Below are 14,431 nucleotides of genomic sequence, written 5' to 3' on the forward strand. Positions count from 1 at the left end.
AAATTTATTGATATTGATTATCGATATCAAATGTCGAATTTCAAAAACAAGCTTCTAAGGAGTGGTTCGAGTGGGGAATTCCAACAATGAGCGTTATCTGGAGAGCCAGGCGGCAAGGGAATCCAATGCGAGATCGTATCCTAGGAGACTTCCCATCGCGATTCTGGAGGCGGAAGGCATCCATGTAAAAGATATGGATGGCAAAGTCTATTACGATTGCTTGGCGGGAGCAGGAACGCTGGCGCTAGGTCACAATCATCCAGTGGTCGTGGATGCGATCAGGCAGATGCTGGAGCATAAGCGTCCCCTGCACACCTTGGACTTGACGACTCCCTTGAAGGAGCAGTTTGTGGACGAGGTTTTCGCGAGTCTGCCCGAAGCGTTCGCCAAAGATGCGCGCATCCAATTTTGCGGGCCGACAGGGGGCGATGCCATCGAAGCTGCGATCAAATTGGTAAAGACAGCGACAGGCAATCGAAGCATCCTGGCTTTCCAGGGTGGCTATCACGGTTCGACGCACGCGACGATGAGCTTGAGCGGCACACTCGGTCAAAAAGAGAAGATCAACGCCTTGATCCCGGACGTGCATCACTTGCCGTATCCCTATGCCTACCGTTGCCCGTTTGGGGTTGGCGGCGAGGAGACGCACCGAATCAGCAGTAAGTACATAGAGAATTTGCTCCGTGATCCGGAAAGCGGCATTGTGTCCCCGTGCGGAATGATCCTCGAGGTCGTTCAGGGAGAAGGGGGCTCCATCCCTGCCCCGATTGAATAGCTCAAGGAGATTCGCCGGATTACAAAAGAACGGAATATTCCGCTTATTATCGATGAAGTGCAGACCGGAATCGGCAGAACCGGCAAGATGTTCGCCTTTGAGCATGCGGGCATTATTCCAGACGTGCTCGTGCTCTCCAAGGCCATCGGCGGCAGCTTGCCACTCTCGGTCGTGATTTACCATAAAAAGTACGATGTCTGGAAGCCAGGCGCACACATTGGTACGTTCCGCGGGAATCAATTAGCGATGGCGGCGGGTCTGGCTACCTTGACATACATCAAGGAAAATAACCTTCCGGAAAAGGTGGCTCAGCTTGGCGATCGTTTATCCAATCACTTGCTAGAGCTGAAAAGGAACGTCGCGTTTATCGGAGACGTGCGTGGACGCGGACTGATGATCGGTGTGGAAGTGGTGAATGCGGATGAGCAACAGGATTCGTTGGGGCATTATCCCGCTCATCCAAAGCTGGCTAGCCGTATTCAGCAAGAATGCCTCAAGCGCGGACTGATTTTGGAGGTTGGCGGCAGACATTCCGCCGTGATGCGTTTCTTGCCTCCGCTCATCGTAACCGAAGAACAAGTGGACGATATTGCCCGTATTTTCAGTGAAGCGGTTCACGTGGCATGGGAAGCTTACCACACGGCCAAGATTTTGTGATGGAGTCTCAGGAGAGAGGAGGGACCGAGGAAGAATGCTAGGACAAAAAACGAATGTATCTGTTTCCAAAAGCAGTGCAGAGCTGGCAGAGCAAGCGACGATTCGTGCCGTGTTGAACAGTTATTTGCGGGAAACGAAAGCCCCCTTGGAGACAGAGCGAGACGTATTTATCCTAAAGCTCCCGTCTATCGGGAAATCCATAACGGGAGAGCTGCTGTATTCCTCTGCCATCGGGCAGCATGCCTATGGGCCTGTCTTCCACGAGATCATGCCGGACGGAGCGCATCGGCAACTGGAGATGTCCTCGTTGGCGAGACTTTTGCTGGATGAGCTGGGTGCAAAAGAAACATCTGGCCCTCGCAGCGCCTACGTGAGTCAGCTGATGGCGCACATCGAAAACAGCTACCGCAAGATGAGCATGCATCTCGATTATTACCAGAGCCACCGACAATCCCTAGTGAAGGGAAAATTAGACTGCATCAAATCGGAGCAATCGCTCTATTACGGACACCCGTTTCATCCGTATCCCAAAAGCACGGAAGGATTTCAGGATGAGGAGCTGGCGATGTACAGTCCAGAAATGGGCGCTGCTTTTCAGCTGCATTACTTCGCGATTCACGATGAGCTGGTTTACGAAGAATGGCTCGAAGGTCACGGCCCGAAGCTTCCTGACGAGGTGGAAGTACACGCCAAACAACAAGTGGCCGACGGGGCAGGCACATACAAGATCGTGCCCATGCATCCTTGGCAAGCCGTCTTTGTGTTTCAGCTGCCACAGGTTCAGGCGCGGCTCCAACGGGGCGAAATCATAAGCCTGGGCTTGCTTGGTCCCGTGTTCTATCCGACTTCATCGGTACGAACGGTCTGGAACCCGGCAGGAGGATACGGATACAAGCTGCCTCTGCATGTCCGGATTACCAATTTGGTACGGGAAAACTCTTGGGAGCAAGCCAGAAGGACGATGGATGCGGCAAAAGTGATTCATCACTTGCAAGACGATATCCAATCGGATTCTTTCCAAATCTTGTCGGAGACAGGCTTCAGCCATATCCGAATCAATTCGTCCGAGGATGCTTCGCCGTATTTTACGGTGATTCATCGACCGATTGTCTTGGAGAACGACTCCACGTATGTGGTAGCGTCCCTCTTAGAAAGCTTTCCGGGTGAGACAGAGCCCAAATTGATCCAGGCCATCAGACAAAGTGGCAAGGAGCCGCTGCCAAACCTGGACCTTTGGCTGGAGCGCTACCTGCACATATCGCTGCTTCCTTTGATGCGGCTTTTAGCACGCAGAGGGATCAGCTTTGAGGCCCATTTGCAAAACTCCCTAGTCTCCCTCAAAAACGGATGGCCGGACTGCTACTATGTGCGGGATCTGGAAGGGGTCAGTATCGACCGCCAATTAGCGGCACAGTCGGGCTGGATTGGCACTCTCGTAGACGCAGACAGTCCTGTCCTCTACGAAGAAGCTCAGGCGTGGATGAGGACCAAATACTATTTCATCGTCAATCACCTGGGCTCACTCATCCACACGATTGCAGCTTTTCGGCAGGTAGGCGAGGAGCATTACTGGCGCATCGTCCAAAAGCTCCTGCAGCAGGAAAAGGCGACGGCTGACAAACGGCTGCTTGCCTATATAAACGACCTGCTCCAAAGTGATTCTTTGCCTGCGAAAGCAAATTTGCGCAGTTGTTTTCTAATAAGGGGAGAGACACCTTTGTTTGTCGACATCCCGAATCCGATGAAGGAATAATTTCCGCGCTGCCACATCCGACTTGTTCCAATCGTGACGAAAGCAGGAAGAAAGGAATGTGTCGTTCGCGTGGAAAAGTGGAGACGAAATCTATACATCTTGTACGTGGGTCAATTTCTGGCGATGGCTTCGATGAGCTGTGTCACACCGTTTCTCCCCCTTTATTTACAGGAGATGGGGCTGACGGATCACGATGAGGTCTTGCTGTGGTCAAGTCTCATTTATGGAGCCAACCTGCTGACGGCTTTTCTATTTGCTCCGATCTGGGGCAAGGTCGCAGATCAACACGGTCGGAAACTCATGCTGATACGTTCCGGACTGGGCATGGCCATTACCATCTCGCTGATGGGAGTGGCCAGCGGTCCGATTCATCTGCTGCTTTTGCGTCTGCTAAATGGTGTCTTGTCTGGATTCAGTCCCGCCGCCATCGCATTGACGGCAACGAGCACGCCGAAAGAAAAGAGTGGCTATGCACTAGGCATCCTGCACTCCGGATCGGTGGCAGGAACCATTTGCGGACCGCTGCTAGGCGGCTTACTCGCTGACCAGTTCGGCTTTCGTGCCGTTTTTTTCGCCACCGGCTGCTGCATTTTGGCAGCCACACTGATCGTCATTTTCTGGGTTACCGAGAATTTTGAAAAGAAGGGCGAGAAACCGGAAAAGACCGGCTTTGTAGACGATTTCAAACAGATCGTTGCGAGGAAACCGATTGCTTCCCTGATCCTATCGGCTGCCATCGTCAGAACGGCGATGATCGGTACGCTGCCTCTTATTCCCTTGTACGTGCAGCTTTTGGCCCCTAGTCAGGACAACGTGGTCTTGTTCGCGGGAATGGCCACAGCTGCGATGGGAATCGCCAATATGATCGCTGCCCCGCAGTTGGGGAAGCTCGGGGACAAATGCTGAACCTTGTCTGGATGAAAGTGGCTGTCTATCCGCAAATTCATCGCGAGCAGGAAGAGGCTTCGCTTTTGCGTGATCAGCAAATAGCAAAATGAGGTGGAACGATGTATACATTTGCCAAGATGCGAACCGACCATTCTGATTTATATACAAAAGTAGAAGAACGTGTTTTGTGCCAGCTGATGGAGGCCGTTATCTACGAGGAAATCGTCCTGCCGCGAAAAGAGCTCTTTGCAAACCGCTCTGCGGAGGGGAAGTATGTGCTGCCAGGTACGGCCAAATCAGGAGAGTCGGTAGCCTATGTGTTTTCTTGCAAGCAGTACTTCACTTTTGAACGTGTCCGTATCGAGCGGGGAAGCGTGCGGCGCATAGACGCGAGAGGGGAGCAAGCAAAGGTGGCGTTGCCTCTGTTTGTGCAGGAGGTGCTCGGTCAAGTCCAAAGCGACGAGCGCTTGGCGATCCTGCTTGAAGAGCTGGAGCAGACTTTGCTCAAAGATCTGCAGGCGCAAATCCACAGGTCTGAAACGAATGAAGACCAAATGCCAGCTGCCTATGATGATTGGGAAAGTCTTTTGGACGGACATCCCTACCATCCCTGCTATAAATCGCGGATCGGCTTTCACTTGAAGGAAAATGAGCAGTACGGACCTGAATTTCAAGCCAATCTGCAGCCGGTTTGGTTGGCCGTTGCCAAATCGGAAAGCCTCCTAGCGGTAAAAGAGGACATCGACTATCCTGCCTTCATCGAGGAAGAGCTGGGGCATCAAATCTATCAGGATTATGTCGCTCGCATGCAAGAAAAAGGGCTGGATGTCAAAGATTACTGGATCATGCCCGTTCATCCGTGGCAGTGGGAAAATATCATTCTCCCGACGTTTCATAGTCAGCTGGCTGAACAAAAAATCGTTGAGCTCGGCTTCGGAAAAGACTACTACCGTGCTCAGCAATCGATCCGCAGCTGGGCGAACGCTGTGCACGTAGAGAAATCCTACATGAAGCTGGCGCTGAACATCACGAATACCTCTACGAGAAGGATGCTGGCGAAGCATACGGTCATGAACGCACCGCTCGTGACCAACTGGCTGCTTTCGCTGACGGCACAAGATGAAGTAGCGAGAAAGCTGGACTTTCCATTTTTAGGTGAGTTTGCGGGGGTCTCTTACGATTACGAGAAGCTTCCCGCTGCTGTCCAGCTGCAAGCGTACGGGAGTCTCGGTGTTGTCTGGAGGCAAAGCGTCCACCGCTTCTTAAAGGAGGATGAGCAAGCGTTTCCGTTTCACGCGCTGAGTCTCATCTACCAAGAAAAGCCTGTGATTGACAAATGGGTGCGCCAGTATGGCCTGGAAGCCTGGACACGTCAGCTGCTTGAAGTGACCGTCACGCCTCTGATTCATATGCTGTATGCACACGGACTGGCCTTGGAATCCCACGCCCAAAATATCGTGTTGATCCATAAAAACGGGTGGCCGTCTCGAGTGGCTCTGAAAGATTTTCACGACGGGGTGCGTTTCTCCAAAGCGCATTTGCCCAGGCCAGATCTATGCCCGGACCTGAACCGGGAGCCAGCTCACCATCGCGCTCTCAACCGTCACTCTTACATGCAAACGGACGATTTGGCTGCCGTGAAAGACTTTTTGCACAGTGCCTTTTTCTTTGTGTGCCTAAGCGAGCTGGGTATCTTTTTGCACGAGCATTACGCACTTTCGGAACAGAAGTTTTGGGGAATGGTAGCCGAGGTTATCTACTCCTACCAAGAAGACTATCCAGAGCATCAGCAAAATTTCAAATGGTACGATTTGTTTTCGCCAACCATTCTGATTGAACAGCTGGCGCGACGCCGCATGTGGAAAGACAAAGAAGTCGAACCAAAGCCAGTGCCGAATCCTCTCTATTATTATCGATCCCTGCGAGGAGGCGAAGCATGAGGATGAAAGAGGTAGGGTATGAGGTAGAACAACTCGTCATGGAGGATTTGGTCAATGCACTGCTCGCGGAACGTTTCTTCGAAGAACACCACAATGTCGAGCTTTTATCCCGAGTCGAATGGGAAGCGATCGTTCGAAGCGATGCCGTGATGCAGGCGATACATAGCCAATTCGATTTTGCTCACGAGCAAGTGCATGTTTACCGCTGGAGCTTGGGTTCGGAGCAGAAAGGTACGGTCGTCTTTCCTGTGCAGCCTGCCATCGTTCAATCCTATCGCATTCTAGCATCTGCTGGCATGTATGAAGCCCGGCAGATCAAAGACCAGGTAACTGTGACAAAGCTGGGGCCAGTGGAGCTCATGCGGCATCTGCAAAATCTGTACGCCCATGATCCCATCACGATCCATCCCGATAGTGCCGAGCAATTTAAGCGGATGCTAGGCGAAACATTGCTGCAAACATCCTGGGCGCTGGAAAACGCACAGCCAAAAAAGGTGCTGGCTCTTCCCGCAAAGGCAGCATTCCTGGAAGCAGAGAGAAAGGCGGCTTTTCGGGATCGTCCCTTTCATCCAGTTTCCAAAGCAAAGCTGGGATGGGGCAGTGAAGAGTGCCGCCGCTATACGATTGAGCATGGTCAGGCAATCCAGCTGAACTGGATGGCGGTAAAGCGTGAGCGCTTGGTATCGGGTCAGCCGAACGGTCCATCGCCCATGACGGGATTGCTCTCGGACGAGGAGCGTCATCTGCTCGAGACGGAAATGAGCGAGCGTGGACTGTCCACAGACGAATATGTGCCGATACCCGTCCATCCCTGGCAGATGGCGGAAATCTTGCCGAATCTGCTGCATGTGGAGCTTGCGCAAGGGAAATGCGTGCCCTTACAGTCTCAAGTTGGCACCTATTCAGCTACCTCCTCTGTTCGTTCTTTACTTCCGGTCGGTAAAGGAACCCATCACGTGAAGCTGCCCATTGGCATTCGTTCTCTTGGGGGACTCCGCTACCTTTCAGCAGTCAAGCTGATGAACGGCCAGTGCGCAGAGAGGCTGCTCCGGCAGGGTGTAGAACGAGACACGGAATTGAGGAATCGCCTGTTCTTGTGCGATGAAACACAGTGGTGGGCCTATTTGCCAGAAAGCCGTGACTTGTTTGCCGACTACCCGCGGCATTTGTCTGCCATGGTCAGACAATACCCGGCTGACTTGCTTGCGGATGAAGAGGTTCGTCTTGTACCCATGTCTGTTCTGGCTGTCTTTGAGCGTGGCGGAGCGGGTCATCTATTCGACGAGTGGTTGTCCATCCTCGGCCAGGAGCAAAGCGAGGCAGCGATTCTTCAGCTGTGCAAAGAGGTCTTCCTGCCGTTTTTAGAGATTAGCTTCCGGCTGTTCCAGCTCGGGATGATGCCTGAAATCCATGGGCAAAACGTTGTCCTCGTCTGGAGGAAAGGTGAAATCACGGGGCTTTTGCTTCGCGATCATGACTCGCTGCGGGTCCATGTGCCTTGGCTTTGCGCGAACGGCCTGGAGGATCCAAGGTATACCTTGCGCCCCGGCGTACCGGAGTCTCTCTACCATCAAACACCGGAAAACCTGCTGTCCTTTTTCCAAATGCTCGGGATTCACGTGAACAGCTACGGCATGATCGATGCTGTATCCAAGTATTACGGCGTGGAAGAAGAAAAGCTGTGGAGGGTACTGCTGGAGAGCATCGAGCAGGCGATGAAGCGAGCGGATCTGCCGGATGAAGTGACAGTGGTCCTGCGAGCGTGCCTGCTGGAAAAGGCGGAGTGGCCCTGGAAAGAAGTCATACGCCCACTGGTCAAGCAGCATGCCAAGGTACCTAGCAGCATGCCCTATTCAAAAGGAGAAGCGCAGAATCCGTTTCATGCCATGTCTCGCGTTTTGACTTCCTAAATAAGTCTGGATAGAAGGGAGGAACTGTATGTTTCGCATCGAGCCGAGAGTACAGGGGGTAACACCAGAGCTTTTGGAGCTATATTGCGAAATCAGTCCTTCGACGATTGGTCATATGACGGATTTCGGTTTCCTGAATGGCCTCAGGCCGCAGTTTCGCCCGATTTCCCTCTTAGGAAATGCAGTGACCGTTCGAATCCCTCATATGGACGCTACGGCGATTCGTCATGCACTCGATCTGGCAGAGCCCGGAGACGTTTTGGTGATTGATATGTCAGGTGATGACCAACGCGCGTGCTGGGGGGAATTTCGCACCTATGCAGCCATGGCCAAAAAGCTGGCGGGTGTCATTGTCGCAGGCTGCGTGGCCGATGTGCGAGTAATCACGAGTCTCGGGTTTCCCGTATACTCCAAAGGCATCAGTGCGCTCAATACCCGGTCGCTGCAGCTGGAGGGAGAAGTCAATACGCCTATCAGTGTTTGCGGTGTTAGCGTCCTGCCTGGCGATCTGATCGTGGGCGATGACGACGGCGTTTTCGTGATTAGCCCGAAGCATGCGACAGAGATCGGACTTCGCGCATTGGAAAAGCAGCGCAGGGAGGCAAAGAAACGGCAAGAGTACGGCTACGATCAACTTCTCGAGGGGGCTCTCAAAGGGAAGAGCGTATAGATCGTGAAGAAAAGAGCGAGGTGATTTCCATGATCCAAACAAAACGACAGCTTCATCTCAACTTGTTTATCATGAGTACCGGGCATCACGAAGCATCCTGGCGTCATCCGGATGCCTCTCCGCATATGGCGACCAGCATTGAATATTATCAAAAGCTCGCACAAACAGCGGAGCGAGGAAAAATGGATTCGATCTTCCTCGCCGAAAAATACCGATTGCCGAAATCGATCCAGCATCGCGTGATCCCGCAGATGGAAGCTTTTACGCTGTTGTCCGCGATTGCAGCGGTAACCAAGCGGATCGGACTAACAGCTACTGCATCGACGACCTACAATGAGCCATACCATATCGCGAGAAAGTTTGCGTCCTTGGACCACATCAGCGGGGGACGGGCAGGCTGGAACATTGTCACTTCCACCGGGGATGCAACGGCGAGAAACTTCAGTCGCGAGGAGCATATGGATCATCAAGCACGCTATGACAGAGGCAGAGAATTTGTGGAAGTGGTCAAACGTCTGTGGGACAGCTGGCAAGAGGATTCACTCGTGATTGATAAAGAGTCGGGAATTTACGCAGACCTCGGAAAAATTCAAGCGGCGGATTTTAAGGGGGAGCATTTTTCCGTTCGCGGCGCGCTCAATATTCCTCGCTCGCCGCAAACGTACCCGGTATTGGTGCAGGCTGGCTCCTCCGATGACGGGAAGGAATTTGCGGCAGAGCTGGCAGAAGTCGTGTTCACCGTGCAGCACACACTGGAGGACGCGATTGCCTTTTACGCGGATGTGAAGAATCGGGCGAGAAAATACGGTCGCAGCGCAGAGCAAATAAAGATTTTGCCAGGCTTTATTCCGTATGTCGGTGATACGGAGGCAGAGGCGAGGGACAAGGAACGGGAGCTGAACGAGCTGAGCGTATCGGCTTATGGAATCCAATGCCTGTCCGACACGCTGCAAAAGGATATGTCCAAATACCCGCTGGATGGACCTGTTCCTTTGGACGAACTGCCATCCGTTCATGAAATCAAGGGACAGCAGGCGCGCTTTCAGCTGTACGTAGATTTGGCGCGGCGGGAGAACCTGACGATCCGCGAGCTCATTATCCGTACAGCAGGAGGCAGGGGGCATTTTACCTTTGCGGGCACCCCTGTACAAATAGCAGACGTGCTGGAAAAATGGTTCCGCAGCGGGGCCGCAGATGGCTTCAATCTGATGCCGCCTTTGCTGCCTGTCGGTTTGGATGATTTCGTTGCGAAAGTCATACCCGAATTGCAAAACCGGGGCATTTATCGCACGGAGTACGAGGGCCGCACACTACGGGAGCATCTGGGCGTTGATGTGGAAAGCCTCCATCAAAAGGTCTAAGCATAAAAGGAAGGAAGCCAGGCTGCTACGTGCCGAGCTTCCTTCTTTTTTCTGTGAGAGCGGGTGTATGCTCCGGCCTTAGTGTCGCGAATAATACCCCGCCCAAGGTAACGATCCCCCCTGCGAGCGACAGCCAGGTCGGGACTTCGCCAAGCCAGACCCACGCGATGGCAAAAGCGAGAGCAGGCGTCAAGTAGAGAGAGCTCGTCGCTTCGGAGGTGCCGATCCTTGAAATGACGTAGGCGAGAGCGAGATAAGCCAGTACAGTCGGGAAGATGCCCAGGTACAGGGCACTGAGTGTCACTTCGGCAGGCGCTTGGGCCATCGCTGTACCCAATCCTGGCAATGCATAGAGCATGAAAAATGTGCCACCCCAGATGGTGTAGGCGGTAAAAGCGAGGAAGCCGTATTTCTCGATATAGGCCTTCTGGAAAGTAAAGTAGATGCTCTCCGAAAAGGAAGCCAGCAAAATGAGGAAGATCCCGCTGTTCCACTGAAACGGCTCTCCCGTACCGATCGAGCTGATCATGACACCGAGAAACCCTAGGAAAGAGCCCACCCAGCCTCTCCATCCGAATCGCTCGCGATAAAACAGCAGGGCGAGCATCGAAGCAAACAGGGGCGTCGTAGAAACGAAAAGGCTGGCTACCCCGGCGCTGATGGTCTGTTCTCCGTAATTCAGCGCAACATGGTAGACGGTAAAGCCCAGTCCGCCAAACAGCAGCAAGGCGGGAATGTCCCTGCGATCAGGCAGGGGAATCCGAAAGAGAAGGGCTAACAGCAGCAATAGGGCAGACCCGATGAGAAAGCGCAGCAGCGATAGCTGATCAGGTGAGTAAGCGACTAGACCCATGCGAATTCCGGGAAAGGCAGAGGCCCATATCAGGATGCTAAAACACTGCGCCAGAACTAGGCCGAGCTGAGATTGTTTCATGGGATCGACTGGTCCTCTCTGCAAGAAAATTCAATCAAAGAGAAAGAAACGGAAGTGAGCAGCTGTTTTCATCTTAAATTCGAACTGATAAAATAGCTTCAACCAGTTGCGTCAAACAAAACCCAACCACTTTGCCCGTGAAAGGTAAACGAGAGGGGCGGATGATCGTGAGCAAAACAGCAGTGGGTACAAGCAAAAAACAACCCAAATACAAACAAATTATCAACCACATAAAAGAGAAGATTTCCACAGGAGAATGGCCGATTGGAAGTGTCATCCCCAGCCAGCGCGAATTGGCTGTGCATTTTGGGGTGAACCGCAGCACCGTCATTACCGCACTGGAAGAGCTGATGGCGGATGGATTGCTGGAAGGAAAAATCGGGATGGGAACAGTCGTCATCAACAACACATGGACCCTGCTGGCGACTAATCCACCGCCTGATTGGAACGAGTATGTACAATCCGGGCTGCACAAGCCGAGTCAGGCTGCGGTGCAGGAGATCAATCGGGATGAGTCCAACAAGAGCTTAATTCAGCTCAGCAAAGGGGAGTTGGCACCCGACATCTTCCCGTTAGCGACCATGAAAGCCGTCATGCAGCGCGTGACAGATCGTCTGGAAACGTTTGGCTACGAGGAGCCGCGGGGATATTTGCCGTTGCGTCAGGCTCTGAGCGACTATGTCAAAGGGCTTGGTATCGATGCATCTCCTTCCTCGATCCTGATCGTGTCGGGAGGCTTGCAGGCTCTCCAGCTCATTGCGGTCGGGCTGCTGCATCGGGGCTCGACCGTTTTTTTGGAGCGGCCTTCTTACGTGTATTCCTTGCACGTCTTTCAGTCAGCGGGGATGAAGCTGTCTGGACTGCCGATGGATCAGCAGGGGCTGATGCCCGGGGCCATTTCGGAGCAAAAGAAACTGAGGAGTGGGGATATTCTCTATACCATCCCCTGTTATCACAATCCGACCGGTGTGCTCATGTCAGAAAAAAGACGCCAGGAGCTTCTCGGCGTCTGTGAAGAAGTGCGCTTGCCTGTCATGGAGGACGACATCTACCGCGAGCTGTGGCTGGATGAACCGGCACCACCTCCGCTCAAAGCAATGGACAAGCACGGGCATGTCTTGTATCTGGGGAGTCTTTCGAAGTCGCTGACACCGGGCCTGCGCATCGGCTGGATCATTGGCCCGGAGCCTGTCATCGAGCGCTTGGCGGATATCAAAATGCAAACGGATTACGGGGCAAGCTCGCTGTCGCAAAGAGTAGCAGCAGAATGGCTGTCAAGCGGTCTGTACAGCCAGCATACGCAAATGGTGAGAGAGGAGCTGAAAATACGCAGGGCAGCGATGCTAGGAGCTTTGGAGCTGCATATGAAAGAGTTAGTGGACTGGCATACTCCAGCGGGAGGCTTTTTTATCTGGCTAAAAATCAGAGCGAAGGTATCTATGCTTGAGCTGTTCAGCAAAGCATCCCGTCAAGGCGTGCTCCTGAATCCGGGGAACATTTACGCCCAGGAAACGGATGGGTACTTGCGGCTTTCGTACGCTTATGCTGCGCTGCCACAGCTGGAGCAAGGGGTACGAAAGCTGAGTGAAATCGTCGCCAGCCTGAGCAGATGACGCTTAGGCTGTCCTTTTTTCTGTCCGTGCAGTCGATTTCTACGAAGTGCTACTTGATTTTACGAGAAGGGAACGTTAACATATGGTAATGAGAACCATTATCAAAAGAAAAACATTCTTTTTAAAGGGTGAATCGATACCATGTCCATCTCCAAAGTGATTCGCGAGCGTCGCTCGATAAAAAAAGACTATAAAGCCGATGCCGTTCCCGAAGAGCTCGTTCTCGAGCTGCTCAACGACGCTGTTTACGCACCGAACCATGGTCTTCGTGAGCCTTGGCGCTTTTTGTTCATCTCGACGGAAAGCAAAGAGACCTTCATCGAGCGGATGCTCCCGGTATACGCCCCAGAGCAAAGAGAGACGCGCCGACAGCTGTTCAGCGAGCCTGCTGCATTTTTGATCGTGATTATGAAAGAGGATCCGCGGCAAAAGCAGTGGGAAGAAGATTTCAGCGCGACTTGTGCCATGATCCAAAACTTTCAGCTGTTAGCTTGGGAGCGTGGCCTCGGAGTCGTTTGGAAGACCAATCCGCATAACTGGGATCCAAAAGCACATCAAGTGATGGGGGTTCAGCCGGGGGAGAAAATCGTCGGCTTCCTGCATCTCGGGTTTTTCGAGCCAGAAACTACACCAAAGGCAGGACCACGTACGCCAGCCGAGAACAAGTTTACGAGGTTTGCCTAATAGAAAAGAAACAAGCGAGCTCTCTTTGAAGAGGGCTCGCTTTCTTTTTGGGCATGAAAAAAGCCCGCCCGAGCTAGAAGGGGGCTATTCGGGCGGCAAATGGAGGACGATATGTCCATCGTAGGGTCTGACAACCTCTATGATAGCGGAGGGATGTTAAGGAACCGTAGAGACAACATAAAGCGTTTGTTAATTTTTAGGCAGGCAAGCACCCTTTTTCTTTCAAATGGGGTTTTTGGCTAGACAGGCATCCATACGGACGTGAGAGGTTTGTCATATGGTGGAAGTAAGTTCGCTGTGCATGCGCAAAACGCAGTGACTTTACCTTTTCGGGAGAGGGGAGAGAGGACGTTGGGATTCGGTTTTGGCTTTGGCAACGGCGGTTTTCTGTGGATCATTCTCATCATTCTTCTGATTGCGTGTTTCTGTGATGACTAATTAGGTCTAGTAAAAAAAACTCTGTGCCTTTCATTTAGGCGCAGAGTTTTTTGATGTAAAGTGGTACGAGCCTTACTTTAAATGTTGTAGGAATTGACGGGTTCTCTCTTCACGAGGCTGGGTAAATAGCTGCTGAGGAGTGCCATGCTCCACGATGATGCCTTGGTCCATGAAGATAACTTCATCGGCAACCTCTCGTGCGAATCCCATCTCATGGGTGACGACGACCATCGTCATTCCTTCCTGTGCTAGCTCTTTCATGACTTTCAGAACTTCGCCTACTAGCTCAGGGTCGAGTGCGGATGTCGGTTCGTCGAACAGCATGACCTGCGGATCCATAGCAAGAGCGCGGGCGATTCCCACCCGTTGCTGCTGCCCGCCGGATAGCTGGGCTGGATAGTGGTCGAGCTTGTCGCCAAGACCTACTTTCACGAGAAGGGAAGAAGCCTTCTCCTTCGCTTTTTCCTTACTTATCTTTTTCACCGTAACAGGTCCCTCCATGACATTTTCCAAGGCGGTCATGTGGGGGAACAGATTGTAGCTTTGAAAGACCATACCGGTTTGCTTGCGCAGGCTTGGAAGAGAAGAGCGCTCTACTTTTTTCGAGAAATCCAGACGGACGTCACCGATTTGAACACTGCCGCTCGTCGGGACCTCCAAGGCATTCAGGCAGCGCAGCAGCGTGGTTTTTCCAGATCCGGATGGTCCGATGATAACGACTACCTTGCCTTTGGCTACGTCCAGGGAGATGCCTCGCAACACCTTCAATTGAGCGAACTGCTTGTGCAAATCCGTAATAGAAATCATT

General features: G+C 52.6%; 10 protein-coding genes and 1 pseudogene. 9 read left to right on the plus strand and 2 right to left on the minus strand.

Features of this window, described 5'->3' with window-relative positions:
* Positions 1–61: 61 nt before the first annotated feature.
* The 7 genes and pseudogenes from EDM55_RS14440 (at position 62) to EDM55_RS14470 (ending at position 9,954) form a co-directional block, all read left to right on the plus strand.
* A pseudogene (locus tag EDM55_RS14440) lies at positions 62–1,432 on the plus strand (aspartate aminotransferase family protein).
* A 34-nt stretch (positions 1,433–1,466) separates the two neighbouring features.
* Positions 1,467–3,185, plus strand: a complete 1,719-nt coding sequence (locus EDM55_RS14445) for an IucA/IucC family protein (RefSeq protein WP_122960597.1) — start codon at positions 1,467–1,469, stop codon at positions 3,183–3,185.
* A 69-nt stretch (positions 3,186–3,254) separates the two neighbouring features.
* A complete protein-coding gene (locus EDM55_RS14450; RefSeq protein WP_246070921.1) occupies positions 3,255–4,091 on the plus strand; it encodes an MFS transporter in 837 nt (278 codons plus the stop codon).
* A 101-nt stretch (positions 4,092–4,192) separates the two neighbouring features.
* Positions 4,193–6,013, plus strand: a complete 1,821-nt coding sequence (locus EDM55_RS14455; protein ID WP_122960598.1) for an IucA/IucC family protein — start codon at positions 4,193–4,195, stop codon at positions 6,011–6,013.
* Entirely contained in the window at positions 6,010–7,923 is a 1,914-nt protein-coding gene (locus EDM55_RS14460) for an IucA/IucC family protein (RefSeq protein WP_122960599.1), read from the plus strand. The genes EDM55_RS14455 and EDM55_RS14460 overlap by 4 nt, the downstream gene beginning before the upstream one ends.
* Positions 7,924–7,951: 28 nt before the next feature.
* Positions 7,952–8,593, plus strand: a complete 642-nt coding sequence (locus EDM55_RS14465) for an RraA family protein (RefSeq protein WP_092268540.1) — start codon at positions 7,952–7,954, stop codon at positions 8,591–8,593.
* A 29-nt stretch (positions 8,594–8,622) separates the two neighbouring features.
* Positions 8,623–9,954, plus strand: a complete 1,332-nt coding sequence (locus EDM55_RS14470; RefSeq protein WP_122960600.1) for an LLM class flavin-dependent oxidoreductase — start codon at positions 8,623–8,625, stop codon at positions 9,952–9,954.
* 25 nt (positions 9,955–9,979) lie between these two features.
* Here EDM55_RS14470 and EDM55_RS14475 read toward each other — a convergent pair whose 3' ends face one another.
* The gene (locus tag EDM55_RS14475; protein WP_122960601.1) at positions 9,980–10,888 is read right to left on the minus strand and encodes a DMT family transporter; all 909 of its coding nucleotides are present in this window, start codon (positions 10,886–10,888) and stop codon (positions 9,980–9,982) included.
* A 161-nt stretch (positions 10,889–11,049) separates the two neighbouring features.
* Here EDM55_RS14475 and EDM55_RS14480 point away from each other — a divergent pair, with 161 nt between their 5' ends.
* A complete protein-coding gene (locus EDM55_RS14480) occupies positions 11,050–12,501 on the plus strand; it encodes an aminotransferase-like domain-containing protein (protein ID WP_092268542.1) in 1,452 nt (483 codons plus the stop codon).
* Positions 12,502–12,642: 141 nt separating this feature from the next.
* Positions 12,643–13,185, plus strand: coding sequence for a nitroreductase family protein (locus tag EDM55_RS14485; protein ID WP_092268544.1), 543 nt, complete (start codon positions 12,643–12,645; stop codon positions 13,183–13,185).
* 510 nt (positions 13,186–13,695) lie between these two features.
* Here EDM55_RS14485 and EDM55_RS14490 read toward each other — a convergent pair.
* Positions 13,696–14,430: an amino acid ABC transporter ATP-binding protein gene (locus EDM55_RS14490; RefSeq protein ID WP_122960602.1), complete on the minus strand. Its 735-nt coding sequence runs from the start codon at positions 14,428–14,430 to the stop codon at positions 13,696–13,698.
* Between the last annotated feature and the right edge of the window lies 1 nt (position 14,431).

Origin of the sequence: Brevibacillus centrosporus (assembly GCF_003710815.1) — a bacterium.
In the GTDB taxonomy this organism is placed as follows: Bacteria; Bacillota; Bacilli; order Brevibacillales; family Brevibacillaceae; genus Brevibacillus; species Brevibacillus centrosporus.